The following is a 26,454-nucleotide window of genomic DNA, read 5'->3' as shown; positions in this document are numbered from 1 at the left end:
CATTATGCACCCGCAGCATGATTTGTCGCCTGAGACGTGCCGTCACGCCCACCCTGCCGGGAATTGACAAAATAGAGCGCGCGGCGCAGAGATTCCGTCATGACGGAAAACCCCGACGATATCCTGAACCGCCTGCCCGCGCGCCTGAAAGAGGCGCGTCGTGCGCAGGGTCTCTCGCTCGAGGCGGTCGCCAATCTCAGCGGCGTCTCGCGCTCCATGGTCAGCCAGATCGAACGGGGTGAAAGCAGCCCGACCATCGCCACGCTGTGGAACCTGACGCGCGCGCTTCAGGTCGATTTCGCGGGCCTGCTCGAGGCCGCCGAGGCCGCCGACCGTATCGACACCCTGCGCGCCTCCGAAGTGCCCAGCATCGACAACATGGGCCAGGGCTGCCGCATCCGCATTCTATCCCCGCCCGAGGATGCCGGTGGACACGAGGTCTATGACATCAGCTTCAAGCCCGGTGGCACGCTGAACAGCCAGCCCCATGCGCGCGGCACCCGCGAACAGCTGACCGTGCTCGATGGCGCAGTGCGTGTAACCTCGGGCGCCGCGATACAGGATCTGGGCCCGGGCGATACCGCGCGCTATGCCGCTGACATTCCACACAAGATCAGCGCCACCGGCGACGGACCGGCGCGGGTGTTCCTTATCGTCAAGACCGCCTGAGCGCCACGCAGGCGCGGGTCAGCCGCGCTCCAGCTCCTCGACCGTCATCAGGGGAAAGAAGCTGCCCGAGGACCACAGGCCGAACCAGCCATCCTCGACCGCGCCCAGATCCATCAGCCGATAGAAACTCTTGCGGTCGATCAGCGCCTCAAGCCCCGCGCGGATATGAACATATGGCGCGGGTTCCCCGGTCGCGGGGTCCTGCGCCATCCGGATCGGGTTGTCCGCCCCCGCCACCGCGCTGTCGCCCACATGGGTGGTAAAGGTCAGCACCTGATCGCGCGCCTGCCCAGCCGCCTCGACATCCACCGCAACAAAAGGCGCGTCATCGACGCGAATCCCGACCTTTTCGACCGGGGTGACCAGATAGTACCGGTCCTCTTCACGCTTCAGGATCGACGAGAACAGCCGCACCATGGCCGGCCGGTTGATCGGCGTGCCCTGATAGAACCACGTCCCGTCCCGCGCGATACGCATGTCGATATCGCCGTTGAACGGCGGGTTCCACAGATGCACCGGGGCCGGCCCTTTGGATTTGATCGCCCGGGCCGAGGCAAGAAGGCCGTCCGCCGAAGGTTTCACAGGCTTTTGTCCGCTCATTGTTTTTGCCATTTGCTGTCAGCGCGATACACTCATACCCATATAGTTGCCGCGGAGGGAAAACCATGTCCGAACCTGCCGACCTGCTCGGGGAAATCGACGCGCTTGGCATCAAGCTGCAAGAAGCGCGGGCCTCGATCACCCGCCGCTTCATCGGCCAGGAGCGGGTGGTGGACCTGACCCTGACCGCGCTTTTGTGCGGTGGACATGCTCTGCTGATCGGCCTGCCGGGGCTTGGCAAGACGCGACTGGTCGAGACCCTGTCGACCGTCATGGGCCTGCATGGCAACCGCATCCAGTTCACGCCCGACCTGATGCCCGCCGATATCCTTGGCTCCGAGGTGTTGGACACCGCCGAGGACGGCAGCCGCCGGTTCCGCTTCATTCCCGGTCCGATCTTCTGCCAGCTTCTGATGGCGGACGAGATCAACCGCGCCAGCCCCCGCACCCAGTCGGCGCTGTTGCAGGCGATGCAGGAAAAAACGGTCACCGTGGCGGGCGAGAACCGGCCGCTGGGCACGCCGTTTCACGTGCTGGCGACCCAGAACCCGATCGAGCAGGAAGGCACCTATCCCCTGCCCGAGGCGCAGCTGGACCGGTTCCTGGTGCAGATCGACGTCGATTATCCCGACCGCGCGACCGAGCGCGAAATTCTGCTTGCCACCACCGGCGCCGAAGAGGCCGAGGCGCATCAGGTGATGACCCAGGCCGATCTGCTGGCCGCACAGGTGCTGCTGCGGCGGATGCCGGTGGGCGAGTCGGTGGTCGAGATGATCCTCGACCTGGTGCGCGCCTTCCGTCCTGACGAGCCGGGGGTCAGCGACCGGGTGCGCGACACCGTGGCCTGGGGTCCCGGCCCGCGCGCGGCGCAGGCGCTGATGCTGACGGTGCGGGCGCGGGCGCTGCTGCAGGGCCGGCTGGCGCCCAGCCCCGAGGATGTGCTGGACATGGCCCGCCCGGTTCTCAGCCACCGGATGGCGCTGAACTTTGCCGCCCGGGCGCGCGGCGATACCTTGGCCGGCCTGATCGACGAGACCGCCGCCAACCTGACCCGGAACGAGGTCGCCGCGTGAGCGTCGCCCCCGCCCTCAGGCATCGTGCCGAAACCGCCGCCGCCCCGCTGCCGCCCCTGCTGGCGCGGGCTGAGCATCTGGCGGGCACCGTGCTGCTGGGCGATCATGGGCGCCGCCGCGCCGGGCTGGGCGATGATTTCTGGCAATATCGCCCGGCCCAGCCGGGCGACAGCCGCCGCATGATCGACCACCGTCGTTCGGCCCGGGGCGACCTGCAATTTGTTCGCGAGCGCGAATGGCAGATCGCGCAATCGGTGATGCTCTGGGTCGATCAGGGTGCCTCTATGCGCTTCAGTTCGGACAAGCGAACCGAGACCAAGGCCGACCGCGCCCGCCTGCTGGCGCTGGCGGTAGCGATCCTGCTGGTACGGGGCGGCGAGCGGGTCGGGCTGACCGGCACCACACTGCCGCCACGCCGCGGCAATGCCCAGGTGCACCGGCTGGCCGAGGCCTGGTCGCGCGATGCCGAGGCCGACTATGCCCCGCCCGAGCACCGGGCCATGATCCCGCATGCCCGCGCGCTGTTCGTTTCCGATTTTCTGGGTGATCTCAAAGAGGTCGAGTTGGCCCTGTCCAAGGCCGCTGACCGGGGTGTGCGCGGTGTGCTGATGCAGGTGCTCGACCCCGCCGAGGAAAGCTTTCCCTATCGCGGGCGCACCCTGTTCGAAAGCGTGGGCGGCACGCTGCGTCATGAAACCCTCAAGGCCGGAGAGCTGCGCGAGCGCTACCTCGTCCGGCTGGCCGAACGCCGCGACGCGTTGATGGCGCTTACGCGGGCGACTGGCTGGCAACTGGGCCTGCACCATACCGGCGACAGCGCGCAATCGGCGCTGTTGTGGCTGTGGCGCGCCCTGGACGGGAGAGTGCGATGACGGTTCTGGGCGGCATCGGCTTTACCGCGCCCTGGCTGCTGCTGGCGCTGGTGGCATTGCCGATCCTCTGGCTGATCCTGCGTGCGGTGCCACCGGCACCGATCCGCCGGCTGTTCCCGGCGGTCAGTCTGCTGTTGGGTTTGCGTGACGACGAAAGCGTGTCGGACCGAACGCCCTGGTGGCTGCTCTTGCTGCGGGTCCTGGCGGTGGCGGCGGTGATCCTGGGCCTGGCCGGACCGGTGCTCAATCCCCGGCAACAGGCCGAGGGCGACCAGCCCCTGCTTGTTGTGCTGGACGCCAGCTGGGCCGGGGCGGCGCGCTGGACGCAACAGATCGACCTGCTCGAGGCGCGTCTGACCGAAGCAGGTCGGACCAACCGTCCGGTCGCGGTGCTGCGGCTGGGCGCGCCTGAGGATCTGGTGTTTCAATCCGCCGCTGCCTGGCGCAGTCGGCTGCCCGGTCTTTCGCCGATGCCCTGGCAACCGGGTCAGGCCGAACTGGCCGCCGCCGCGCAGGCAGTCGGCGCGCAGGCGGGCGGGTTCGATACGCTCTGGCTCAGCGACGGGCTGGACTATGCGGGGCGGACCGAGTTGCTCGACACGCTGGGCGCGCGCGGCGCGGTCACCGTCTATCAGTCACCCAACCCGGTGCTGGGTCTGCGCCCGGCTACATTCGCCGATGGCGCCGTTCAATTGACGCTGCTGCGTGCCGAACCGGGGCCCGAGCGCATCCAGGCGGTACTGGCGTTGGGTCCTGATCCCGCCGGAACGGTCCGGGTGCTGAACCGCAGCGAGGCGCGCTTTGCCGCAGGTGAAACCGAGGCGCAACTGGCGCTTTCCCTGCCCTCGGAACTGCGGGCCCGCGTCACCCGGTTCGAGCTTGAGGGCCAACGCGCGGCTGGAGCAGTGGCCTTGACCGATGACAGCTTGGCCCGGCACGAGGTCGCGCTATTTGCCGGGCGGCAGGATCGCGAGGGGCTGGAGCTGCTGTCGCCGCTGCACTACCTGACACAGGTGCTGGTGCCCAATTCCGATTTCATCGACGGCGCCTTGTTGGATGTGCTGCCCGCCAATCCCGATATCGTGGTACTGGCAGATGTGGTGACACTGGCCACACTGGAACGGAGCGCGCTGACCGAATGGGTTGAACAGGGCGGCATCCTGGTCCGCTTTGCCGGACCGCGCATGGCGGCCAGCGATATCGGCCGCGACGAGATCGACCCGCTGCTGCCGGTCCGCCTGCGCAGCGGCGGCCGTACCGTCGGCGGCGCGATGAGCTGGGGCGAGGCCAAGACGCTGGCTCCATTTGCCGATACTTCGCCTTTCTACGGGCTGACGATCCCTGACGACGTCACCGTTTCGACCCAGGTCATGGCGCAGCCCGACCCCGATCTGGCCGACCGGGTAATCGCCGCGCTCAGCGATGGCACACCGCTGGTCACCCGCAAGGCGCTGGGGCTTGGTCAGGTGGTGCTGTTTCATGTCACCGCGGATGCGGAATGGTCGAGCCTGCCGCTGTCGGGCCTTTATGTCGAGATGCTGGACCGGCTCGCCGTTTCCTCGGCCGCCAAAAGTGCCGATGCAATCAACCTCGAAGGTACGGTCTGGAGCCCGTTGCGGGTGATGGATGGCTTTGGGCAATTGGACGATGCCGGCAACCTGCCCGGCGTCGATGGCACCGCGCTGGCCAGCGCCGCCATCGGGCCAGAGCTGCGCCCTGGCGTCTATGCAAACGAGAGCCGGCGGCTGGCGCGCAACGTATTGGGCGCCGACAGTGTGTTGACCCCGGCGCAATGGCCCGCATCGATTCCGGTGCTGGGGCTGAGCATCGCGGCAGAGAAACCGCTGGGTGGTTGGCTGTTGGCGCTCGCGCTGGTGCTGCTGGCGTTGGATGTCGCGGCCTCGCTGGCACTGTCGGGCCGGCTCGGCCCGCTTGGCCGTGCCGCTGCGCTGCTGGGTTTGCTGCTGCATGCGCCCGGGGCCGAGGCGCAACAGGCCGAGGCCGACCGCTTCGCCCGCGACGCCACCCGCGAGATGGTGCTGGCCCATGTGCTGACCGGCAATCGCACGGTGGACGATCTGGCGCTGGCCGGGCTGCGCGGCCTTTCGGACACGTTATTCTTTCGCACTTCGGTCGAACCCGCAGCCCCGTTCAGCGTCGACCTCGAACGGGACGAGCTGGCCTTTTTCCCGCTGCTCTATTGGCCCGTCACCCCCGATCAGCCGCAGCCGTCGGATGCGGCCTATGCACGGCTCAACACCTATCTTCGGTTAGGCGGCATGATCCTGTTCGACACCCGCGACGCCGATATCGCCCGCTTTGGCGCTGGCAGCCCGAACGGGCAAAAGCTGCAACAGCTGGCGGCGCCTCTGGACATTCCACCGCTGGAGCCGGTGCCGGGCGATCATGTGCTGACCCGCACATTCTACCTGCTTCAGGATTTCCCGGGCCGTCATGCCAGCGCAGATATCTGGGTCGAGGCCGCCCCGCTCGATGCCGAACAGATCGAGGGCATGCCCTTTCGCAATCTCAATGACGGGGTCACCCCGGTGGTGATCGGCGGCAACGATTGGGCCGCCGCCTGGGCGGTCGATGACAATGGCCGCGCCATGCTGCCGGTGGGGCGCGGTTACGGTGGCGAGCGGCAACGCGAGCTTGCCTATCGCTTTGGCGTCAATCTGGTCATGCATGTGCTGACCGGCAATTACAAATCCGATCAGGTCCATGTGCCTGCGCTGCTTGACAGGTTGGGACAATGACCGGAGACCTCCTGCTCGATCCGCTTGTTCCGCTGCCGCTGCTGATCGCGCTGGCTGCCCTTTCGCTGGCGGGTATCGCACTGGCGCTGTGGCGCGGCCTGTCGGGCTGGGCTCTGCGCGGGCTGGCGGCACTGGTGCTGCTGGCCGCGCTCGCCGCCCCGGTCTGGCAGGTCGAGGACCGCGCACCCCTTTCCGACATCGTGCTGATGATCGAGGATCAGAGCGCCAGTCAGGGCCTGTCCGACCGACCGAGCCAGACCACAAGCGCCGCTGATCAACTGGCCGCCAGCATCGAGAGCCGCCCCAATACCGAGCTGCGCCGCATCATAGTTGGCGATGGAGAGGCCGATACCGGCACCCAGCTGATGGCGGCCCTTACCGAGGCGCTAAACGAGGAACCACGCGCCCGGATCGCAGGTATCCTTGCCCTATCCGACGGGCAGGTGCACGATCTGGACCGCGCCCCCGCACTTCCGGCGCCGATGCATCTGCTGCTATCGGGGCGGGCCACTGACTGGGACCGACGCCTGATCGTGCGCAACGCCCCCGCCTTTGCCATCATCGGCGAGCCGGTCACCTTGAGCCTCAGGATCGAGGATGCCGGTGCAGTGCCCGCCGGTCAGGGCGCGGTTGCAGAGCTTGAGATCTCGGTCGATGGCGGCCCGCCCGAGCGGCTGACGCTGCCCGTAGGCCAGGACCTGGAGTTGCCGGTGACCCTTCCCCATGGTGGGCGCAACGTGGTGCAATTCTCGGTCCCCGTGGCCGAGGGCGAGCTGACCGACCGCAACAACACCGCGCTGATCCAGATGAACGGTGTTCGTGACCGTCTGCGGGTGCTGCTGGTATCGGGTCAGCCGCATCCGGGCGGGCGTACCTGGCGCAACCTGCTCAAATCGGACAGCTCGGTCGATCTGGTGCATTTCACCATCCTGCGCCCGCCCGAGAAACAGGACGGCGTGCCGGTTGACGAGCTGAGCCTGATCGCCTTTCCCACGCGCGAGCTGTTCCTGGAAAAGATCGACGATTTTGACCTGATCATCTTTGACCGCTACAAGCGGCGCGGCATCCTGCCGGCGATCTATCTGGACAATGTCGCCAATTACGTGAACCGGGGCGGCGCGGTACTGGTAGCGGCGGGGCCGGATTTCGCCACCGCCGACAGCATCTATCGCACCCCCTTGTCGCCGGTCCTGCCCGCGCGCCCCACCGCCCGGGTGATCGAAGAGGCCTATCGCGCGCAAGTCACCGAAGAGGGCGCCCGCCACCCGGTCACCGCCGAACTGGACAGCGCCGGGGAATGGGGCCGCTGGCTGCGTCAGATCGAGGTCACGCAGGATTCAGGCCATGTGCTGATGAGCGGGGTCGAAGGCCGGCCGCTGCTGGTGCTCGACCGGGTGGGCGAGGGGCGGGTGGCGCTGCTGGCCACCGATCACGCCTGGCTCTGGGGGCGCGGATACGAGGGCGGCGGCCCGCAACTGGAGCTGCTGCGCCGCCTGGCGCATTGGATGATGAAGGAACCCGAACTGGAGGAAGACGCGCTCTGGGCCGAGGCGCAGGGCCAGACCATGCGGATCATCCGGCGGACGCTGGAAACCGAGGTCGGCTCGGTCACCATCACTCGCCCCGATGGCGGTGAGGATGTGCTGCCGATGGAGGAGGTGTCTCCGGGTCGGTTCGAGGCGCTTTATCAGGGGCCCGAGATCGGCCTTTACCGGCTGCGCGAAGGCGATCAGAGCGCGGTCATCGGCCTTGGGCCCGCCGCCCCGCGCGAGTTCGAGGCGACCATCGCCACCGCCGCCCTGATGGAACCGCTGATCACCCCGCTCAAGAGCGGTATCTTCCGGCTGGAGGAAGGTCTGCCCACCATCCGCAATGTGCGCGAGGGGCGGCCCGCCGCCGGGCGCGGCTGGCTGGGCCTGACACCGCGCGGCGCCTATGAAACCCGCGATGTGCGGCAGACGCCGCTGGCCCCGGCCTGGCTGGTGCTGTTGCTGGCCTCGGGCTTTGTCATCGCGGGATGGTTGCGCGAGGGGCGGCGGTAGTCGTCTTCAATCCAGCCGCAGCTCTGCCCGGCTGGCCCGGCCCCGCGCATCCAGCAGGATCAGCGTGGCAAACCCCTTGCCGGGCGAGGGAACATCGAATTCGCGGGCAAAGATGCCTGTGGCCAGCGGCCTGCCATTGGCCAACAGGGTAAAGGGCGCCTGACCCCCACGCAACTTGACCGTGACCGACCCGCCGTCGATGGCCAGCACCGCGCCATCAGGCGGAAACAGAAGTTCGGGCGCATCGGGCTCGACCTCGAACACCGCACCCCTCGGGCGATAGCGTTGCAGTGGCAGAGGCAATTCTGCCGTGGGCAGGATCAGCGTGTCGGGCGGTGGCGGCGGCAGCGGGTCAAAGGCGGGTTTCAGCCGCCCGAACGCCTCGAACAGGACCGGTGCTGCCAGATCGCCGCCAAAGGCGCCCGGCACCGGGGTACCGTCGGCCCGGCCCATCCAGACCCCGATCACATGGGCGCCGTCGAACCCCACCGCCCAGGCATCGCGATGGCCATAAGAAGTGCCGGTCTTATAGGCCAGTACACCACGCCGCGCCCCGGGCGGTGGCGCCAGACCCGCGAGGATATCGCCCACCTGCCATGCGGCAGCCGGGGAAAACAATCGACCCGCCGGTTGCCGTGCCTCGCCCAGAGCATGGCGCAGCAGCGGCCCCTGCCCGCCCTGCGCCAGACCGGTATAAAGCTGGACCAGATCCTGCAACGTCAGGCCGACCCCGCCCAGCGCAATCGCCAGACCCGGCGTGCCGCCGGGCAGGCGCGGCGCGGCTCCGCCCCGCCGCAGCGCCGCCATCAGCCGCACGGGGCCCAGATCGTCGGTCAGCCGCACCACCGGGATGTTCAGCGACAGCTGCAACGCCTCGCGTATCCGCAACTCTCCGCGGAATTCGCCGTCGAAGTTGCGCGGTGCATAGCGGCCGAACATCACCGGACTGTCCTGGATCAGGGTTTCCGGATGGGCCAGCCCCTGATCGAAGGCCAGGCCATAGACAAAAGGTTTCAAGGTCGAACCGGGCGAGCGAAATGCGCGGGTCATGTCAACGAAACCCTGCCGCTCGGCGCTGTAGCCCGCCGAGCCGACCGAGGCGAGGATCTCTCCGCTGCGGTGATCGGCCACGATAAGCGCCGCCGACAGGCGCCCTCCGGCCTCCAGCGCCGCCTTGGCCAGCAAGGTTTCGAGCCGCAATTGCAGGCCTGCCTCCAGCGTGACGTCGTGGCGCCGTGCCGTTGGGTCAGCCGCGCGCAGGCGGTCGGCCAGATGCGGCGCCAACAGCGGGAAGGGGCGCTGTGCCTGTGGAACTGCTTCGCCCAGCGCAGCCTGCATCGCATCGCCGCTCATCACACCCTGCGCCTGCATCCGGTGCAACACCCGGTCGCGCGCGGCCCGCGCCGCGCGCGGCTGGCGGTCGGGGCGGCGGGCCTCGGGCGCCTGCGGCAATGCCACCAACAGTGCCGATTGCGCCGGGGTCAGGCGATGCGGTTCCTTGCCGAACCAGGCCAGCGCGGCGGCGCGAACGCCTTCGAGATTGCCGCCATAGGGCGCATGCGTCAGGTAGAGCGCCAGGATTTGCTGTTTGTCCAGCCGTCGTTCCAACGCCAACGCCACCCGGATCTGGCGCAGCTTACCCGCCCAGCGCCCGGTGGGCCCATCCTCGATCAGCCGCGCCACCTGCATCGTCAGGGTCGACCCGCCCGAGACCGGACGACGATACCACAGCGCCTGTCCAGCGGCGCGCAGCATCGCCAGCGGATCGACCCCGGCATGATCGGCAAAGCGCTTGTCCTCATAGCGGATCAGCATGCGGGTAAAGTCCGGGTCCACCGCCCCCGGCGCCAGCCGCCAGATACCATTCTCCACCTGATAGGCCCGCAACAGGGCGCCGTTGCGGTCGCGTATCTCGACACCCGTTTCAGTCAGGACCGGCGGCAGTTGGGTGGCGTCGATCCAGCGATCCGCCCCATCACGCAGCACCGCGCCCCCCCACAGGATCAGCGCCAGCACCATCAGCCAGCGTGTTGGCCTAGGCATCATCGACCCAACCCTGCCAGAGCCCGGGATATTGCGTGGCAAAACCGCTGGCATGCAGGTCGAGATCGGCCGCAAACCCGGCCGAGGCATAGTGCACCCGACCATCCGGCAACCGGGTATAGATCTGGTCCAGCCGCGCCACACAATCCAGATCGGGCATCAGCCAGGCAGCCGCAACGCGCAATTCGTCGCCCGCAAAGGCCCCCAGCCGCCGTATCGGCATCAGGTTGGTCGCCGGGGTAAAGCTGAGGTCCAGATCGCTGCACCCTTCGGTGCCCGGTTGCAGCACGTCGTCCATCCGCCAGCCCATCGGCGTCGCCTCGATCCGCATCGACAGGGGGTGCCCGCCGCGCTCTCCGGCGACATCCGCCGACAGGCTGCGCCAGTCGGGCGCGCAGCGGATGTCATAGCTGAGCGTGGTGTCGCAATCCCCGTCGCGCCAATGGGCATGGCCCACCATGATCCAGCCCTGAGCCACCCGCGACAGGGTGCAGCGGTCGGACCCTTCGCCATCCAGCCGCCGCCAATGGGCGGTGGCAATGGCCTTGCGCCCGCTCATTGCCCGACACGGATGCGACCCGTGTCGGTGCGGGCGCGATAGCGGGGGCGGTACATGTCCTCGACCGAGGCCGCCGGATGGTGGAACTCACCCGGGCTGACCGCGCGGGTGACATAGGCCAGCGTCACGGGCCGGGTGCCGGTCAGATCGATGGCCGCCAGGAACCGGTCGCTGCGGAACTCGGTATGGGTGGCCTCGTCCAGCGACAGCCAGTCCAGCGCCCGCACATCGCCCGAACGCAACAGCGAGGGGTTGTCGATCTCGAACCCTGCGGGCAGCGGATCGTTCACCATCAGCCGCCCGCCCGAGGCCTCGAACGGGGTCACGGTCAGCACCGTCACGAACCGTTCGCCAATGGCGAAAGCGTCACGGGAGATGGGCGCCCCGTCCATCGTGTAGCGAGCGCGAGTGATGGTATAGCCGGTGCCACCGGCGAGCGGCGGCACCTCGGGTACACCCAGCATGGTCAGGGTGATATCGGTGGCGCCACCATCGACGGCCGTGATGTTGAGCACCTCGTCACTGGTCCCTGCAAGCACCTGCACAAAGGGCCCATCCACCAACGCGCCATTCACCCGCAGGCCCGATTGCTCAGGCTGCTTGACCAAGGCCTGTGCTGCAAGCAGGCTCCAGGCCGCCTCCTGGGTCGACATCTCACCCGCGGGCTGGCTGATGCGGCTGATCAGAGAATCCCTGTCGATCACCGCGCTGCCCGCCTCGGCGGCCAGCGTCAACAAGCCCGCCGCATCCCGCAGGCTGGTGCCGTAATCGGCCCGCCAGACGGGTGTCTCGGACCGCTGCCCCGCGACCATGCGCGCGGCACGGGCAAACATCGCGTCGGCCCGCGTCTGGTCGCCATACATGGCCAGCGCCGATCCCAGCTGTGCCGCGCCCAGCGGCGTGGTAAAGGCATCCGACTTGACGTCGGCGTAGTAGCGCAGATCGCCCATCGCCGCCGCGCCCTCGCGCGCCAACACCATCAGGGCATAGGCGATATCCTCGCCCCCTTCGTCGAAATCGGGGGCATAGTTCAACCGATTGCGCAGGTTGTCCATCGCCATGGCAAAGGCGCGGTCCGGCACTGAATAGCCCTCGGCCCGGGCCCGGCTCAGAAAGTCCGAGGCATAGGCGTCGAGCCAGAAATCACCGCTCTCGGCACGCCACAGACCAAAGGCGCCATTGGCGCTTTGCCGGGTCAGGATGCGCCGGATCGCGGCGTCGATCCGCTCAGCCACCTGCGGTCCGGTGCCCAGCCCCGCTGCCTGCGCCACCGCCCCAAGGTATAGCAGCGGCATCGCCTGCGAGGTCACCTGTTCCGTGCAGCCATAGGGATAGCGGTCCAGCATCCCCAACAGGCCCGGCGCATCGAAACGCGCCAGCGGACCGGCCGACAGGATGGCCCGCGCCGATCCGGGCCTGAGCCCGGTGAAGACATCGCGAGAGAACAGGAAACTGTCGCCCGCCCCCAGCGCAAAGCGCCGGGTCTGGGCCACCACCGGATCATTGGCACGCACCGGCAGTCTCAACACCTGGCGCAGCTCTTGCCCGCCCGGCGTCACCAATTCGACCGTCAAAACCGGATCGCCCAGCGCGGTGGCGGTGACCGGCACCTCGAACACGGCCTTGCCCCCCTCGGTCAGCGTGAACAGGTCGGGTGCGGCGCCCAATTGCAGGCCCGGGGCGCTGGCCAGTTTCAACGCCATCTCGCCCGGCGGGCCATCGGCATGCACCACCTCCAGCCGCACCCGGCTGCTGTCGCCGGGCGCAAGGAAGCGCGGCACCGTCGCCGTCACCACCACCGGATCACGCACGATCATGTCCCGCTCGGCCTGTCCCACAGCGCGGTCGGACCAGGCCACCGCCATCAGCCGCACGGTCCCGTTGAAGGCAGGCAAGGGTATATCGACCGAAACGCCGCCATCGGCATCCACCTGCACCGGGCCACTGAACACGGCCATCAGGTCCTGGGTCGGCGGCGGCGATTGCAACCGCAAGCCATTATCGGCATCCCCGCCCGAACGAACCGTTCCCAAGGCGCCGTTCATGCCGTCTATCAACCGGCCATAGACATCGCGCATCTCGACCCCCAGCCGCCGCTGGCCGAAATAGTGGCCCTGCGGATCGGGGCTCTCGAAGCCGGTGAGGTTCAGAATGCCCAGATCGACCGCCGCCAGCGTCAGCCAGACCTCGTCACCCGCCTGCGCGCCCGCAACCGTCAGGCGCACGGGCTGGGTGGCGCGCGGTCGCGCCACCTCGGGTGCGTCGATCGCAACCGTCAGCGCCTTGCCCACCGGTTCCACCGTTGCATGGGCCAGACCCAGTGCACGCGCCGGGTTCTGCCCGGCGGCCACGTCCATCGGCCGGATCACGGTGGCGGTGACATAGGCGCCGGTGCCCCACTCCTCGGTCACGGTCAACGGGATCACGCTTTCGCCCGCCGCCACCTCGACCGCCTGCCGTGCAATCACCCGGTCCGAGAGCACCGTGACCAGCGCGGTGCCCGCCATGCGCGGCACGATCCGCAGCCGCGCGGTGTCGCCCGGGCGATAGCTGTCCTTGTCCAGCGAAAGCTCCAGCCGGTCGGGCGTCGCCGCCGCATCGGCGGCCTGATACCAGCCGGCATAGAAATCGGCGGACGCGGCGACATAGGCCCCATCCAGCCGCTCGACGAGGAGTTCGTATTCACCCCATTCCACCGGCTGCGACAGGGACAGCGGATCGCCGCCCAGATCGGCCTCGCCGGTGGCGATGCGGGTGCGGCGGGTCACCGGCTCCCAGTTCCAGTTGCCGTAAAGCTGGTACCACTGATACCGCGTCTCGACCCGGTTCAGCGTCCATTTCACCCGCATCGGCTGGGGCGTCAGCTCCGGGGTCAGGCCAATCACCTGGAACCCGGCCTCGGTACCCTCGCTCACCACATCCTCGAACAGCGGCTTGATGCCGATGACCGGAGTGGCCGGCGAGACCGGCACCGATATCCGGCGTTCAACCGGACGGGCGGCACCATCGGCCAGCCGCGCCGTCACCACCGCCTCGAGCGGCTTGCCCTCGGCGTCGATCTGCGGGATCTCGACCGCCAGTCGGGCCTGCCCCGTCGCGTCGGTGCGGGCATCGCCGAAATGGCTGGTGCGGGTCTGAAGCCCGGCGTCATGGCGGCCAAACCGGTATCCCGGCCAGCCCGCGATCTGGTCGGCGGCGCGCAGTTGCACCTGCCCCTCGATGCTCAGATCGGCGCCCGGCGCCCCGAACAGGTAAAGCGCCTCGATGCTCAGCGGCGGGCTGTCGCCGGGCAGGATTGGCGCATCGGGCAGCGCCAGGTCAAAATCGATCCGCTCAGGCAAAAAATCCTCGACCAGCAGGGCCTGGCTGGCCAGCGCGGGTCCATCGGGATCGGTCTTGATCTCGATCCGCCAGGTGCCGCGCGGGGCGCTGGCACCGGTGGTCAGGGCAAAGACATGCCCCCCCGCCACACCGCCATCCGAGACCTTGCGGCCATATTCCACCCCGTCGGGCCGGGTGAGGATCGCGGTGAGCGGCAGACCGTCGATGGCACGCGCGGTGCCATCGCGGCTGAGCGCTGTCGCATGAATGGTCTCGCCCGCGCGATAGGCGCCCCGGTCGGTGGTCAGGAACACATCGACGGGGCCCGCGGGCTTGCGTCCCTCGACGCCCCGGTCGGACAGGTCAAAGGCCGGGTCGATCAGCGACAGGAAGCCAAGATCGGTGTCCCCCGCCGCCGCCAGGATCAGCGCGGGCGCCGCCGCGCCAGTACCGCGCGTCAGCCCCGGTTCGAACCGCGCAAGACCCTGCGCATCGGTCTGGGTCCGGCCCAGAACCGCATTGGCGCGCGAGATCAGTGTCAATTCGACCGCTGCGCGCGGCGCCGCGTCGGAAAGACCGCGCACCGTCACATGCAACCCGTCATTGCCCGAGATCGAGGACAGCCCCAGATCGGACAGCACGAACCATTGGGTCGCACCGGGATTGTCATAGGGGTCGGCACCCGGCACCCGCGCCGTCAGCGTATAGATGCCGGCAGGCTGGCCCGAAATCGCCTCGGCCAGCGGCAGGCGGGTGGTCATGTCGCGGTTGAGCGTGCTGGCCACTTCGGCACTGCCGATCCAGACCTCTTGCGCGATATCCGCGGCGAAATACTCGTCCTCCCAATAGGACAGCGGGCGGGCGAAATACCCCTCCTGCACCGCGCGCAGCAGGTTGCGGTCGCTGACCTGCCGCAAAATCAGGTCGAGGGTGGTGGCGTTCACCGTCTCGACCGGAACGGCGGCATCCGCCGATTTCGGCAGCACATAGGACCGGCCCGGAAAGCGGACCGCCGGGCTGCGGTCGCGCACGTAATGGGTCAGCGTCACGTCCTTCCACAGCGCCTCACCGGATCCGGCAGGCAGCCCCTCGCGCAGGGTGATGCGATAGCGTTTGCCATGTTCGACCCCATCGAGGCACAGCTGGTTTCCATCGGCCTGCACCACCAGGTCCCCTTCGGGCGAGTGCACGAAAGGCTCGTAATCGACCCCGCTGCGCGCCAGCGGGTCCGAGAACTGGGCACAGATGCGCGGCTGGGCACTGTCGCTTTCGACCGTAGTCTCGATCACGCGGAACCCGTATTTGCCAATTGCCGTATCCAGAGCCGCCAGCACGTCCTCGCGCGGCTGGATGGTGCTGGCCAACCGCAGCACCGGCACCATGTCACGGCCGCGCCCGTCCCGTTCCAGCGCCTGCGCGAGCAGGTACAGCGCAGAAACTTCGGCCCCCGGACCTTCGGCCCGCAAATAGGCGTTGAGCGCGGCAGAGGTGGCGCGGCGCGCATGGTCGCGTTTCACGCTGCTGTCATCGCTGCGCACACTCAGCAGCAGGCGGGCGTATTCCGCCCACAGATCGGCACGATCCGACAGCGACACCGCCAGCCCGGCCCAACCCGCGGCCTGTGCCCCCGCACCCGCATTGCGCATCGCGGCGATGACCTGGTCCAGCTCCATCCCGCCCGCGGCATGGCGCAGCCCAAGATCACGCGCCTGCGCGACAGCGCGGGTCAGGTCGCGGTCCGGCAGAAAGTCCAGTCGCACCGCCTGTTGCCGCGCCCGGTCACGCACAGCCGCCGAGCTGGGCAGTTTCACCGCCGAAAGCGCCCCCTGATACGGCGTCTGTTCGCTGACACCCCTTTTGGGGAAACAGGCGTTCGAACGCGCGTTGAAGGTGAAGGCGTTGCAGGCATTGTTTGCCGAACAGGCACGAATGCAGGATTGCAGATCGGTGTCGAACAGGGCGTCCAGATCCTCGCCATAGAAATCCATGTCACGGGTAGCGAGATAACGAAAACCAGGCGCGGCCTCTTGCGCCGAGGCTCCGGTCAGCCCGAAAAAAGCAAACTGAAGAGAAAGAACTGCAAGAAATCCAAAACGCCGCATGCCGACCTCCTGTTTGGGTCAAGGGTCGCATGGGCGCCTGACCCATTGCAAGGATTCAGGCTTGACGGGCTTAAGCTCTTTTTCACCGATCTGCCGGATGCTGACGCCACTGAGCGTTGGGGACTGTTACGAATGAGCCTGGTAAACAAGCTTGCCGAAGAGCGGCGCGCGCGTTTGGCCGCGGAAAGACTGTTGGAACTGAAACAGGCCGAACTGTCGGCGGCAAACCGCAAGCTGGGGCGCCATGCATTGGCGCTGACCAAGCAGATTGGCGAGAAACAGGCCGAGGTGGCCACCGTCCGTGACGAGAACGAAAAGGTCAAATCTGACCTGACCGTCGCCAACGCCAAGATCGAGGTGGCCGAACGCCGGCTGTGGCACTCGATCCAGACCATTCAGGACGGCTTCGCTTTCTTCGATGCCGACAGCAAGCTGATCGGCGCCAATACTGCCTATCTCAACGTCTTTGACGGGCTGGACGAGGTGGCGCCCGGTATCTCGTACATGCGTATCCTGCAACTGATGACCGAGGAAGGCATCATCGACACCGGTGAACTGGCCGCCGATGAATGGCGGCAGATGATGCATGACCGCTGGATCGCCCCCACCCCCGAACCGGTGGTGATCCGCCTGTGGAACGACCAGTATGTCAAGATGATCGACCAGCGCGGCCACGGCGGCGACGTGGTCAGCCTGGCGCTCAACATCACCTCGACCGTGCGCTACGAGGCCGAACTGCGCGCAGCCCGTGAGCGGGCCGAGGCCGCGAACCGTGCCAAATCGGCCTTTCTCGCCAATATGAGCCATGAGATTCGGACGCCGATGAATGGTGTTGTCGGGATGGCCGAACTGCTCTGCGACACCGCACTGGACGAGGAACAGCAGCTTTATGCCAGTACCATCAAGAATTCGGGCGAGGCGCTGCTGGTGATCATCAACGACGTTCTCGATTACTCCAAGATCGAGGCCGACAAGATGGTGCTGCATCCCGAACCGTTCGACCTGGAACGCTGCATTCACGAGGTCGCGATGCTGATGCAGCCCATCGTGCGCGACAAGGGGCTGACGCTGCTGGTGGATTACGATCTGTTCCTGCCCACCTTGTTTGTCGGAGATCCTGGTCGGATGCGGCAGGTTCTGACCAATCTTTTGGGCAATGCGGTCAAGTTCACCGCCAAGGGTCATATCCTGATCCGCGTCACCGGCGTGCCCGATCCTGCCACCGGCCGCTGCGCCATCCACGTGGCGATCGAGGATACCGGGATCGGCATCCCCAGGGAAAAGCTGGCGCATATCTTTGGCGAGTTCAATCAGGTCGAGAACGAGCGCAACCGGCAATTCGACGGCACCGGGCTGGGCCTGGCGATCTCGCAGCGTCTGATCCAGATGATGGGTGGCACCGTCTGGGTCGAAAGCGAAGAGGGGCGAGGATCCTGTTTCGGCTTCCGCGTCACCCTGCCAATGAGCGAGGAACCGCAGCCGGTACTACCTAACCTGCCGGTCCGCCTGCGGCATGTGCTGATCGTCGACGACCTGTCGGTGAACCGCGCAATCCTGGACAAGCAGCTGGCCCAGTTGGGCGTGCAAGTGACCTGCTGCGCCTCGGGGGTCGAAGCGCTGGAACGGATGAGTGACTGCGTCGATCTGGTGCTCAGCGATCACAACATGCCCGAGATGGACGGCTTGGAACTGGCCGAAACGCTGCGTGGCGCGGGCTGGACCGAGGTGCCGATCTTCTTGCTGTCCTCTAATCCGGGAGTGGCCCATGCCGATCCGGCCAAACGCCATGTGCAGGGCATTCTGCAAAAACCGATCCCGCGGGCCGAACTGTTTGCGCGATTGTCGGACATGGGTACCGGTGTTGCGCCCGTGGCAGAGCACGCCCCCATTAGCGAAGCCCCACCCAGGACAGAGCTGGACAAACCCGCAGAACCCGCCGCGCGCCGCCAAATGCGGGTACTGGCCGCCGAGGACAACCGAACCAACCAATTGGTGTTCCGCAAAATGGTCAAGACGCTCGATATCGACCTGCGTTTCGCCAATAACGGGCTGGAGGCCGTAGAGCTCTGGCAGGAGTTCCAGCCGGATCTGATTTTCATGGACATTTCTATGCCCAAGATGGACGGGAAACAGGCGACCGGGGAAATCCGAAGACAAGAAACCGGAACCGGGCGCCATGTGCCCATTGTCGCGCTGACCGCGCATGCGATGGCTGGCGATGCCGAGGGGATACTGGCCGCCGGGCTGGATCAGTACCTGACCAAGCCACTGCGCAAGGCGCTCATCCACCAGCACATCGCGCAAGCCTGTCCGGCGGACGCGCTCCCGATTACACCGGAAGGCGGGGATTGACCTCGGACGCACTCAAGCCTTGGCCGAGATGATCAGATCGGGCCCAAAGATGGTGTCAGCATGGTGATGCAAGTAGATTTTGAGCCATGGCGTGAACCGCTCGGGGTAACGTCGCACTTCCGCCAAAAGGTCGTGATAGCCGATCCAGCGGATCTCCATCACCTCTTCGGGGTTCGGCACCACGTCGAGCGGTCCGCGCACATGGGCCAGGAAAACATCCACCACCTCGTTCTCGACCATGCCGTTGCCGACATCCGCATGGTATTCCAGCCGGTGGCGGTATTCCGGATAGAGACCGCTGATCCCCAGTTCCTCGCGCAGGCGCCGCACCGCGCAGGTCGAGGCGCTCTCGTCCCAGTCGGGATGGGTGCAGCAGGTATTCGCCCACAGTCCCGGCGTGTGGTACTTGCCCAGCGCCCGGCGCTGGATCAGGATATCCATGCCGCGCACGACAAAGACTGAAACCGCCTTGTGTTTCAGACCCTTCTCATGTGCTTCCAGCTTGTCCACCGGAACAAGCGTATCGTCGACCCAAGCCGGAATCAGGATGCCCATACCATCCTCATGTCGTGTTCTCCCGTGACCGCGGCGCCAAGGGGCGGCCGCCCTGCCGGTCTCATGCCGACTTGCCGGACAAACCTGTGCGCGTTTCTCCCGGCGATCAAGCGTGTAAAAGGCCGCAGTTTGCACTGCGGCCTTGCTGGCACTTACGTACCAGGTTTCGGGATTTATTCCGCGGCGACGCTTTGCAGATAGGCAAACACGTCCTCGCCACCGGATTTCAGCTTGAAGGTCATCTTCGACTTGGCCGCCGTTTCACCCAGATAGGTGTTCAGGAAACCTTTGGGGTCCTGGGTAAAGGCGACAAAGCTTTCCTCGTCCCAGACAAGACCCTTTTCACCGGCTGCAACCAGGCTATCACCGTATTTGTAGCCCTCATAGCTGGCTGCGGCCCGGCCCACGACGCCATACAGGTTCGGCCCGGTCTTGCCCCCCTTGACGATGGTTTCGCCCGCGGGGGTTTCGATCATGTGGCAGGACTTGCACTTGTTGAAACCCTTCTCACCCTTGGCGGCATCGCCCTCGGCAAGGGCGGGAACGGCAAGAACGCAGGCAAACGCGGCGGCGACAAATCGGTTCATGTTGGGAACTCCACAGATTTTTGGCTGACCCAAATGAGAAGACAGAGCGCGCCGGAGTCAACACCACCATCGTCGGATTCAGGCACTGTGTCGCACCTTCTCACGCGCTTGTCAGCAAGATCACGCCTGATGCCAGCAGGGCAGCAGGTCACCCGGCGCCGGACGTGCCAGATAGATGGCGCGGGCAATGGCGCGGGCCAGGCACAACGCGGCGGCATGGCCCAATAGGGTCAGATCACGCTCGGGCGCGGCCATCGGGCGGGCGCCGGTCGAGACCGAGAAAACCAGATCGCCATCGCCCGGTGAATGGGCTGGAACCGTGGCCCGGGCGATGCCGTCATGGGCGGCGACCGCCATGCGCTGGCACTGCGCCTTGGTCAAGTCGGCATCGGTTGCAACGATGGCAATGGTGGTATTGGCCCGGTCCTGCGCCTGGGCGGCCATGGTCCTCATCTTGCGGCTCTCGAGCTGCCGACCCAGCCCGCCGCTGGGGTCGGGACCCAGCCCGCCGAACTCGCCATCAATCTCGAACGGAGCGGCCCAGAAATGACGGTCACCGGGGGTGGTGACGCTGCCCATCGGATTGGCGGCAACCAGCGCGCCCACCGTGGTTCCGTCGGGCAGCACCAGCGAGGCCGAGCCAAGCCCCCCTTTGAGCATCGCGGTCAGCGCCCCGGTACCGGCCCCAGCGGTACCAAGCGCGAAATCCCTGCCCGCCGCGCCAAACGCGGCGCGACCCAGCGCGCGATAAGGGTTGTCGACCCATTCCTTGTCCCCGCCATTGAGCAGGTCAAAGATGATCGCGCCCGGCACGATGGGAATGACTGCATCGGCAATGCGATAGCCGCGCCCGGCGGCGCGCAGCGCATCGGACACGCCCGAACAGGCATCCAGCCCATAGGCAGACCCACCCGAGAGCACCAGAGCGTCGATCCGTGCCACCGATTTGTCGGGCGCCAGCAGATCGGTCTCGCGCGTGCCGGGCGCCCCGCCCATCACATGGACCGAGGCCATGAACGGCGCATCGGCGGTCAACACGGTGGCACCGGATTTCAGCGCATCGTCCTGCGCATTGCCGACCATCAGGCCGGGCACATCGGTGATCAGGTTGCGGGGACCTGGAACCATGGCTTGCCTTTCCTCAGAGGCGGCGCTCAGATGCAGCGGCCGCCATCCACCTCCATCGCGACGCCGGTGATCATCGAGGCCTCGTCCGAACACAGGAAACAGGCGGCATTGCCCATGTCCTGCGGGGTCGAGAACCGACCCAGCGGGATGGTGGACAGGAACTTGGCCCGCATTTCGGGCGTGTCCTCGCCCATGAAGGATTTCAACAGCGGGGTCTCGCCCGCCACGGGGTTGAGCGCGTTGACCCGCACGCCATCGGGCGCAAGCTCTACCGCCATGGTGCGGGTCGCGGTGATCATCCAACCCTTGGATGCATTGTACCAGTTCAGCCGGGGGCGCGGAGAAACGCCGGCGGTCGAGGCGACATTCAGGATCGCGCCCTTTCCGCGTTCCTTCATATGCGGCACCAGCGCCCGAGCGGTCAGATAGACCGACTTCATGTTGACGCGAAAGACACGATCGAAATCCGCCTCGCTGACATCCTCCAACGCGGTGGGCAGGTGAGTGACACCGGCATTGTTGACCAGAATATCCACATGCCCGAACCTGCGCAGCGCCGCCGCCGCCATCGCATCGACCGAGTTGCCGTCCGAGACATCAACCTGATGGGCAAAGGCATCGCCATCCATCTGCGCGGCGGTCTCGCGCGCGGTGTCAAGGTTGATATCCGCTACCATGACGCGGGCGCCTTCGGACACGAATTTCGCCACGATCCCCGCGCCAAACCCTTGCGCGCCACCGGTGACGATAGCTGTTTTTCCGTCCAGTCTCATATGGTTCACTCCCTCTGGACCCGAGATTAGCAGCGGCGCGCAGAGACGCCAGTCTATTCGTCGCCAATCTTGCCGCGCAGGGCCTTGACCTCGCCGCGCGCCTTCTTGGCATCCAACCGGCGCCGGACCGAGCCGCGCGTGGGCTTGGTCGCGATGCGGCGTTTGGGGGCCACCAGCGCACGGGCGATCAGCTCGACCAGCCGGGCGCGGACGATCTCGCGGTTGCGGGCCTGGCTACGGGTTTCGTCGCATTGCAGGACGATAGCCCCCTCGCTGGTCCAACGCCGTCCTGCCAACCGTTTCAGCCGCGCTTTGACCGGTGCGGGCAAGGAGGGCGAGCGCGCCGCCTCGAACCGCAATTCGACCGCCGAAGACACCTTGTTCACATTCTGCCCGCCCGGCCCCGAGGCGCGCATGAAGCTCTCGCTCAACTCCCAGTCCTGGATCACGATATCGTCGGTCACATACAGCATGGCGGCACCTTAGCGGGCCTCGCGGGTATGAAAAAGGCCGCCCATCGGGCGGCCTTTCGAAAGTTCAGGAAGCTGTGCCAGTGGGCCAACAGGCTCGACCGGGGCGGGTACCCGCCAAGGACTGCCTTGACCGGCGCCTGCCCCTAGGTTCCGGCACCTCTTACCAATCCCTTTCTCGACACTGGACCACCTCCTTTGCTTTGCTGTTGAACTCATCTTAAGCCTGCCACAGGAAGTGATTTGCGCCAAATGAAATCTTCAGGCGGCGACGCGAGAGGGGGCAAGTCGTTGAACGATAACGCGGAACGGGATCAGCGCGATCAGGGCAAGTGAGAGTTTGACCAGCCAGTCGGCAAAGGCCAGCGTGACCCACAGCGGCATCGGCGCGCCCGTGTTCATGAATGGCACCGCCTCCCACGCCCAGTTGACGGCGGCGTCGGCATCCGGGCCAAACAGGGTGATGCTGGCCGAAAAGGCGATGGTAAAGAACAGTGCGGTGTCCAGCGCCGAGCCGATCAGGGTCGACACCAGCGGCGCCCGCCACCAGCGCCCGCCCCGGAACCGGTTGAACACCGCCACATCGGTCAGCTGCGCGATCAGGAAGGCAGTGCCCGAGGCAACCGCGATGCGCAGCGGAACGGCGGCATAGGTATAGCCGTCGCCTTGCAGCATGATCTGGCTGCCGATCAGCGAACAGATCACCCCGGTCACAAACCCGGCAAACACCACGCGCCGCGCGGCCTCGGTTCCATAGACGCGGTTCATCACATCGGTGACCAGAAAGGCCAGCGGATAGGTGAAGGCGCCCCATGTCAACAATCCGTCGAGGATCAGGAACTGGACGAGGATGTTCGACGCCACCACGATGGCGGCCATGGCAAGAATGCCGGGAAGGAATGAGCGGGTCATGTTTCGGGGTCCGTTTTGACAAGGGTGCGGCGACTTGGTCCGCCTGTGTCGCGGACAAGCCGGGCGTTTAGCCCGCAACACCCCGTCCTGTCAATCCGGCAGCAGGTATTCGACCAACTCGGTCCGTTGCAGCACCAGAAAGTTGTCATCCGACACCATCGTGGCCCGCAATCGCCCTTGCCCGTCGCGCCAGACCGACAGGCCCTCAAGATTGTCATGGCTGGAAATGCGGCTTTGAAACAGGGTCTCTTCGCCAGAGACCCCATTAGCAGTCATGTTCCAACGGCGCAGGCGCGAGCGGAACCCGATGGCGCCGGTATCGCGCTCCAGCACATAAAACCGCCCGTCAGGTCCGAAATCGGCGGCGACGGGTAGGAAGTCGCCACGCTGCTCGAGGTGAAACGCCGTGCTCCAGGCCCGCCCGTCCCAGCGATAGACGGGGATCGAGCCATCACCGGCGCGGCTGCTTTCAGGCAGGGTATAGAGCCGCCCGCGCGCGTCCATCGCCAACCCCTCGAAGGCACCGTTGCGGGCCATGTAGCGAAACGCGTCCGGGCGCGGCAGAACCTCGGCCGGGCCATCGAGGCGCGTGTATCGCGCCACGCGCGCCACGCCCTCGAACGAGATGTAGATCACCCCATCCGACCCGACCACCAACCCCTCGCTGTCGCCGACCCGGCCCTTGAGCACCTTGTTCTTGCTCGATCTGACCTTGTGGACAGTACCGATCTCGACGCCGGTGATCTGGTCACCGTCGCGCTGCACCCTCGCGCTCAGGATCGTGGCGCGGTCGGACAGCACGGTCATGCCGATACCGTCCGACGCCATTTCGATGGCCGAAAAACCGCCGAACCAGGGCTGCGATCCGCGCCAGGTGAAACTGCCCAGATGCTGTGCCTCGCCGCGATCCACGGCCAGGCCGGGACCGGACAGCACCAGCGCCGCCGCTATTGCGAGCGCAAGACGGAGGCGCATTGCTTCGGCAGGTCGGCCAGCACGTATTCGCGGCGTTTCTTGGGCGGTGGCGCGTTGGGGTCGCGCGGTTTCGGCGGCGGCGGGTTCAGGATATTGTTCACCCATTCCTGCGCCTCGGCACAGCCATCCCCCTGCGGCGGCGGGGTCTGGTCGACACAGCCGCGCGAGCCGCGCGGGCAACTTAGCCGAACGTGGAAATGATAGTGATGTCCCCACCAGGGCCGGATCTTGCGCAGATAAGAGCGGTCGCCCTTTTCGTTGTTGCACATCCAGACCTTGGCGCCGGGAAAGACAAAGATGCGCGCCACCCGCTTGTCGCGCGCCGCCTCGCGCATGATCGCATGATGCTGGCGGGTCCAGCTGTCGTTGACATAGGCCCCCTTGGCACGACGCAGCGAGATCGAGGAAATCTTCTCGCGATGCTGACCCGACAGACGCAGATTGTTGGCCTGCAACATCCAGATGTCGATATCCAACCCCAGCTGGTGGCTGCGATGCCCAGTCAGCATCGGTCCGCCGCGCGGCTGGCTGATATCGCCGATGTAAAGCCCGCTCCACCCCTTCTGCCGGGCGGCAAAACCGCTCAGGTCACGGATGAAGTCGATGGTCTCGGGGTGGCCCCAGTTGCGGTTGCGGCTCAGCCGCATCGCCTGCCAGGTCGGGCCGGTCTCGGGCAGTTGCTCCAGCCCGGCCGCGCAACCCTTGGCATAGCTGCCATAGGCGGCGGGTTTCTGCCGAGAGGCCTGCTTTTGAGCCCCGAAAAGCTCTTTGGCCAATGGCTCGGCCTGCGCCGGAGCGGCACCCAGCACCGGACTCAGCATCAATAGAAAAACGGCAATGATCTGAATAAACACTATTTCTGGTCCCCTTTTGGATTCACCCAAATCAACAGGATCAGTCCCAGAATAAACAAGCCGACGACCGGTGAAACCCCCAAGCGCGCGGACCCGGTTGCCGCCGTGGCCGCTCCGATCAATGCGGGCGCAAGAAACGCGGTCGCGCGCCCCGACAGACCGTAAAGACCAAAGCTTTCGGTTGGGGTCGCAGGATCGGTATGGCGCACCATCATCGACCGGCTGGCCGCCTGCACGATGCCACCGAACCCGCCGATCAGCACGCCGCAAAAGAAGAAGACGAAATCGGGCAGGCTCGAGCCTTCGGCCAGCGGGATGCCGAATATCTGGGTCCGGTCCATGCCAACGATGGTGGCGCAGACCAGGATCAGCACCAGGATCGAACCGACAATGACCGGCTTGGGCCCCAGCCTGCGATCGGCCAGCCCTCCCAGCCAGCTGAACGCCGCCGCTGAGATCGCCGCGATGATGCCAAATACGCCGATCATCGTGATCTCCCAACCCAGCACCAACCGGGCATAGACCCCGCCAAAGCCATAGAGCCCGTTGAGCGCGTCGCGATAGAACATCGACGAGGCCAGATAGCTGGCCAGGCTGCCACGGTGGCGCAGGTTCTTGACCGATTGCACCACCAGCGCCACCGCCTCGCCGAAACTGCCGCGCCGCCCGCTGCCGGCGGGTTCGCGCACCCAGAGGAAATAGGGGATCATGAAGATCACGAACCAGAGCGCGGTGAACGGGCCGACGGCGCGGGTTCCCTCGCGGGTCGCGGGATCTAGCCCCAGCACCGGGTCAAGGCCGATCAGCGTCTTGCCATTGCCCTGCTCAACAAAGAGAAGCAACATGATGAACAGCGCCACCACGCCGCCGAGATAGCCAAAGGCGAAACCCGAGCCTGAGATCTGGCCCACTTCCTCTTTGGTGCCAAGCGAGGGGAGCTGCGCGTTGATGAAGATCAGCGCATATTCGGCGCCGATGAAACCGATGCCGAAACTGGCCATCATCCACCAAAGGTTGCCGCCAGTCGGATCCATGTACCACAGGCCCCAGGCGCCGACGACATACATGCCGCAGAAGAGCGTGATCCAGGTCATGCGGCGGCCCGAGATATCGGCCATCGCCCCCAGAAAGGGTGCGCCGAAGCCGATGATCAGCCCTGTGATGGTCAGACATTGCGACCAGACCACCTGTGCCTGCGCCTTGGCAGCCTCGTCCGCCAAACCCTGGCCCATGAAATAGTCCGCGGCCACCGCGGCGAAGAACGGGCTGAACACGAAGGTCACAAGAAGCGTGTGATAGGGTTGGCTGGCCCAGTCGAAGAAATACCAACCCCAGATCCGCTTGCGCGCCGAGATATCCGCCATGCCTGTCCCCGTTCAAATTGTTTGTGTATTTGCTTCGGTTATGAAGGCTGGCTCGGGGGCGAGGCAAGTCTTTCCTGTGCGGGCCCCGCTTGAACCCTTGCGTCTTTGCCCTGCTGCTCTTAGGTCTGTTCGCGGTTCGTGCGCGAGGAGGCCCCATGCAGTCGCTGTTTCAAATCCTGATGCTGATCCTGGATGTGGTCTGGTTCTTCATCCTGGCGCATGTGATCATGAGTTGGCTGATCAACTTCCAGGTGTTGAACATGCGCCAGCAGCTGGTGGCGCAAATCTGGTACGGGCTGAACCGGGTGTTGGAGCCGATCTATGGCCCGATCCGCCGGATCCTGCCACCGATGGGCGGGCTGGACCTGACCCCGCTGGTGGTGCTGCTGGCAATCATGGCGCTGCGCATCGTGCTGATCAACAACGCGGCGCTGTTCTATTGAG

20 protein-coding genes are annotated in these 26,454 nt (G+C 66.2%); 7 read left to right on the top strand and 13 right to left on the bottom strand.

Annotated elements, in window-relative coordinates; genetic code table 11:
- Positions 1–99: 99 nt before the first annotated feature.
- Positions 100–669, top strand: coding sequence for an XRE family transcriptional regulator (locus AC2FL1_RS11845; protein WP_234140365.1), 570 nt, complete (start codon positions 100–102; stop codon positions 667–669).
- Between the two features lie 18 nt (positions 670–687).
- On the opposite strand, the gene AC2FL1_RS11840 is transcribed toward AC2FL1_RS11845, so the two are convergent.
- Complete coding sequence (locus AC2FL1_RS11840) at positions 688–1,269, bottom strand: DUF1285 domain-containing protein (protein WP_238905994.1); 582 nt, start codon at positions 1,267–1,269, stop codon at positions 688–690.
- 65 nt (positions 1,270–1,334) lie between these two features.
- On the opposite strand from AC2FL1_RS11840, the gene AC2FL1_RS11835 reads away from it, so the two are divergent.
- Genes AC2FL1_RS11835 through AC2FL1_RS11820 form a run of 4 tightly spaced genes read left to right on the top strand, consistent with a single transcriptional unit; the run spans position 1,335 to position 8,015 of the window.
- The gene (locus AC2FL1_RS11835) at positions 1,335–2,342 is read left to right on the top strand and encodes an AAA family ATPase (protein ID WP_496877064.1); all 1,008 of its coding nucleotides are present in this window, start codon (positions 1,335–1,337) and stop codon (positions 2,340–2,342) included.
- Complete coding sequence (locus tag AC2FL1_RS11830; RefSeq protein ID WP_496877063.1) at positions 2,339–3,214, top strand: DUF58 domain-containing protein; 876 nt, start codon at positions 2,339–2,341, stop codon at positions 3,212–3,214. The genes AC2FL1_RS11835 and AC2FL1_RS11830 overlap by 4 nt, the downstream gene beginning before the upstream one ends.
- Complete coding sequence (locus tag AC2FL1_RS11825) at positions 3,211–5,973, top strand: DUF4159 domain-containing protein (RefSeq protein ID WP_496877062.1); 2,763 nt, start codon at positions 3,211–3,213, stop codon at positions 5,971–5,973. Before AC2FL1_RS11830 ends, AC2FL1_RS11825 begins: the two co-directional genes overlap by 4 nt.
- Positions 5,970–8,015 carry a hypothetical protein gene (locus tag AC2FL1_RS11820; protein WP_496877061.1) on the top strand — a complete coding sequence of 682 codons (2,046 nt, stop codon included), beginning with the start codon at positions 5,970–5,972 and terminating at the stop codon, positions 8,013–8,015. Before AC2FL1_RS11825 ends, AC2FL1_RS11820 begins: the two co-directional genes overlap by 4 nt.
- A gap of 6 nt (positions 8,016–8,021) precedes the next feature.
- Here AC2FL1_RS11820 and pbpC read toward each other — a convergent pair whose 3' ends face one another.
- From pbpC to AC2FL1_RS11805, 3 genes are read right to left on the bottom strand one after another with little or no spacing between them, the layout of a single operon-like run.
- The gene (gene pbpC, locus AC2FL1_RS11815) at positions 8,022–10,061 is read right to left on the bottom strand and encodes a penicillin-binding protein 1C (protein ID WP_496877060.1); all 2,040 of its coding nucleotides are present in this window, start codon (positions 10,059–10,061) and stop codon (positions 8,022–8,024) included.
- Positions 10,051–10,617 (bottom strand): putative glycolipid-binding domain-containing protein, encoded by a 567-nt coding sequence (locus tag AC2FL1_RS11810; protein ID WP_496877059.1) that lies wholly within the window; start codon positions 10,615–10,617, stop codon positions 10,051–10,053. Before AC2FL1_RS11810 ends, pbpC begins: the two co-directional genes overlap by 11 nt.
- Entirely contained in the window at positions 10,614–16,040 is a 5,427-nt protein-coding gene (locus tag AC2FL1_RS11805; protein WP_496877058.1) for an alpha-2-macroglobulin family protein, read from the bottom strand. Before AC2FL1_RS11805 ends, AC2FL1_RS11810 begins: the two co-directional genes overlap by 4 nt.
- A gap of 132 nt (positions 16,041–16,172) precedes the next feature.
- Between AC2FL1_RS11805 and AC2FL1_RS11800 the strand changes: the two genes are divergently transcribed.
- Positions 16,173–18,392, top strand: a complete 2,220-nt coding sequence (locus tag AC2FL1_RS11800; RefSeq protein WP_496827416.1) for a response regulator — start codon at positions 16,173–16,175, stop codon at positions 18,390–18,392.
- 12 nt (positions 18,393–18,404) lie between these two features.
- Here the strand turns inward: AC2FL1_RS11800 and idi are convergent, their stop codons facing one another.
- The 9 genes from idi to AC2FL1_RS11755 form a co-directional block, all read right to left on the bottom strand.
- Positions 18,405–18,947: an isopentenyl-diphosphate Delta-isomerase gene (gene idi / locus AC2FL1_RS11795; RefSeq protein WP_496827414.1), complete on the bottom strand. Its 543-nt coding sequence runs from the start codon at positions 18,945–18,947 to the stop codon at positions 18,405–18,407.
- A gap of 173 nt (positions 18,948–19,120) precedes the next feature.
- A complete protein-coding gene (locus tag AC2FL1_RS11790; RefSeq protein ID WP_496827412.1) occupies positions 19,121–19,534 on the bottom strand; it encodes a c-type cytochrome in 414 nt (137 codons plus the stop codon).
- A 120-nt stretch (positions 19,535–19,654) separates the two neighbouring features.
- A complete protein-coding gene (locus AC2FL1_RS11785) occupies positions 19,655–20,662 on the bottom strand; it encodes a P1 family peptidase (protein ID WP_496877057.1) in 1,008 nt (335 codons plus the stop codon).
- A gap of 26 nt (positions 20,663–20,688) precedes the next feature.
- Positions 20,689–21,435, bottom strand: coding sequence for an SDR family oxidoreductase (locus AC2FL1_RS11780; RefSeq protein WP_234220726.1), 747 nt, complete (start codon positions 21,433–21,435; stop codon positions 20,689–20,691).
- Between the two features lie 53 nt (positions 21,436–21,488).
- Positions 21,489–21,908: an alternative ribosome rescue aminoacyl-tRNA hydrolase ArfB gene (arfB, locus tag AC2FL1_RS11775; protein WP_496827408.1), complete on the bottom strand. Its 420-nt coding sequence runs from the start codon at positions 21,906–21,908 to the stop codon at positions 21,489–21,491.
- A gap of 258 nt (positions 21,909–22,166) precedes the next feature.
- Positions 22,167–22,817: a queuosine precursor transporter gene (locus AC2FL1_RS11770; protein WP_496877056.1), complete on the bottom strand. Its 651-nt coding sequence runs from the start codon at positions 22,815–22,817 to the stop codon at positions 22,167–22,169.
- Positions 22,818–22,907: 90 nt separating this feature from the next.
- Entirely contained in the window at positions 22,908–23,792 is an 885-nt protein-coding gene (locus tag AC2FL1_RS11765) for an esterase-like activity of phytase family protein (protein WP_496877055.1), read from the bottom strand.
- Entirely contained in the window at positions 23,765–24,613 is an 849-nt protein-coding gene (gene mepA / locus AC2FL1_RS11760; protein WP_234140451.1) for a penicillin-insensitive murein endopeptidase, read from the bottom strand. Before mepA ends, AC2FL1_RS11765 begins: the two co-directional genes overlap by 28 nt.
- A gap of 32 nt (positions 24,614–24,645) precedes the next feature.
- Positions 24,646–26,010, bottom strand: a complete 1,365-nt coding sequence (locus tag AC2FL1_RS11755) for an MFS transporter (RefSeq protein ID WP_496827400.1) — start codon at positions 26,008–26,010, stop codon at positions 24,646–24,648.
- A 155-nt stretch (positions 26,011–26,165) separates the two neighbouring features.
- On the opposite strand from AC2FL1_RS11755, the gene AC2FL1_RS11750 reads away from it, so the two are divergent.
- The gene (locus AC2FL1_RS11750) at positions 26,166–26,453 is read left to right on the top strand and encodes a YggT family protein (RefSeq protein ID WP_263386580.1); all 288 of its coding nucleotides are present in this window, start codon (positions 26,166–26,168) and stop codon (positions 26,451–26,453) included.
- Position 26,454 lies beyond the last annotated feature (1 nt).

The organism is Ruegeria sp. YKSF070 (assembly GCF_059612725.1).
This window is presented reverse-complemented; position numbering and strand designations above follow the sequence as displayed.

Excerpts from the sequence above, each read along its gene's own strand:
- AC2FL1_RS11845 (WP_234140365.1), top strand. The coding sequence starts at position 100 with ATGACGGAAAACCCCGACGATATCCTGAACCGCCTGCCCGCGCGCCTG.
- AC2FL1_RS11840 (WP_238905994.1), bottom strand. The coding sequence starts at position 1,269 with ATGAGCGGACAAAAGCCTGTGAAACCTTCGGCGGACGGCCTTCTTGCC.
- AC2FL1_RS11835 (WP_496877064.1), top strand. The coding sequence starts at position 1,335 with ATGTCCGAACCTGCCGACCTGCTCGGGGAAATCGACGCGCTTGGCATC.
- AC2FL1_RS11825 (WP_496877062.1), top strand. The coding sequence starts at position 3,211 with ATGACGGTTCTGGGCGGCATCGGCTTTACCGCGCCCTGGCTGCTGCTG.
- AC2FL1_RS11820 (WP_496877061.1), top strand. The coding sequence starts at position 5,970 with ATGACCGGAGACCTCCTGCTCGATCCGCTTGTTCCGCTGCCGCTGCTG.
- pbpC (WP_496877060.1), bottom strand. The coding sequence starts at position 10,061 with ATGATGCCTAGGCCAACACGCTGGCTGATGGTGCTGGCGCTGATCCTG.
- AC2FL1_RS11810 (WP_496877059.1), bottom strand. The coding sequence starts at position 10,617 with ATGAGCGGGCGCAAGGCCATTGCCACCGCCCATTGGCGGCGGCTGGAT.
- AC2FL1_RS11805 (WP_496877058.1), bottom strand. The coding sequence starts at position 16,040 with ATGCGGCGTTTTGGATTTCTTGCAGTTCTTTCTCTTCAGTTTGCTTTT.
- AC2FL1_RS11800 (WP_496827416.1), top strand. The coding sequence starts at position 16,173 with ATGAGCCTGGTAAACAAGCTTGCCGAAGAGCGGCGCGCGCGTTTGGCC.
- idi (WP_496827414.1), bottom strand. The coding sequence starts at position 18,947 with ATGGGCATCCTGATTCCGGCTTGGGTCGACGATACGCTTGTTCCGGTG.
- AC2FL1_RS11790 (WP_496827412.1), bottom strand. The coding sequence starts at position 19,534 with ATGAACCGATTTGTCGCCGCCGCGTTTGCCTGCGTTCTTGCCGTTCCC.
- AC2FL1_RS11785 (WP_496877057.1), bottom strand. The coding sequence starts at position 20,662 with ATGGTTCCAGGTCCCCGCAACCTGATCACCGATGTGCCCGGCCTGATG.
- AC2FL1_RS11780 (WP_234220726.1), bottom strand. The coding sequence starts at position 21,435 with ATGAGACTGGACGGAAAAACAGCTATCGTCACCGGTGGCGCGCAAGGG.
- arfB (WP_496827408.1), bottom strand. The coding sequence starts at position 21,908 with ATGCTGTATGTGACCGACGATATCGTGATCCAGGACTGGGAGTTGAGC.
- AC2FL1_RS11770 (WP_496877056.1), bottom strand. The coding sequence starts at position 22,817 with ATGACCCGCTCATTCCTTCCCGGCATTCTTGCCATGGCCGCCATCGTG.
- AC2FL1_RS11765 (WP_496877055.1), bottom strand. The coding sequence starts at position 23,792 with ATGCGCCTCCGTCTTGCGCTCGCAATAGCGGCGGCGCTGGTGCTGTCC.
- mepA (WP_234140451.1), bottom strand. The coding sequence starts at position 24,613 with ATGCTGAGTCCGGTGCTGGGTGCCGCTCCGGCGCAGGCCGAGCCATTG.
- AC2FL1_RS11755 (WP_496827400.1), bottom strand. The coding sequence starts at position 26,010 with ATGGCGGATATCTCGGCGCGCAAGCGGATCTGGGGTTGGTATTTCTTC.
- AC2FL1_RS11750 (WP_263386580.1), top strand. The coding sequence starts at position 26,166 with ATGCAGTCGCTGTTTCAAATCCTGATGCTGATCCTGGATGTGGTCTGG.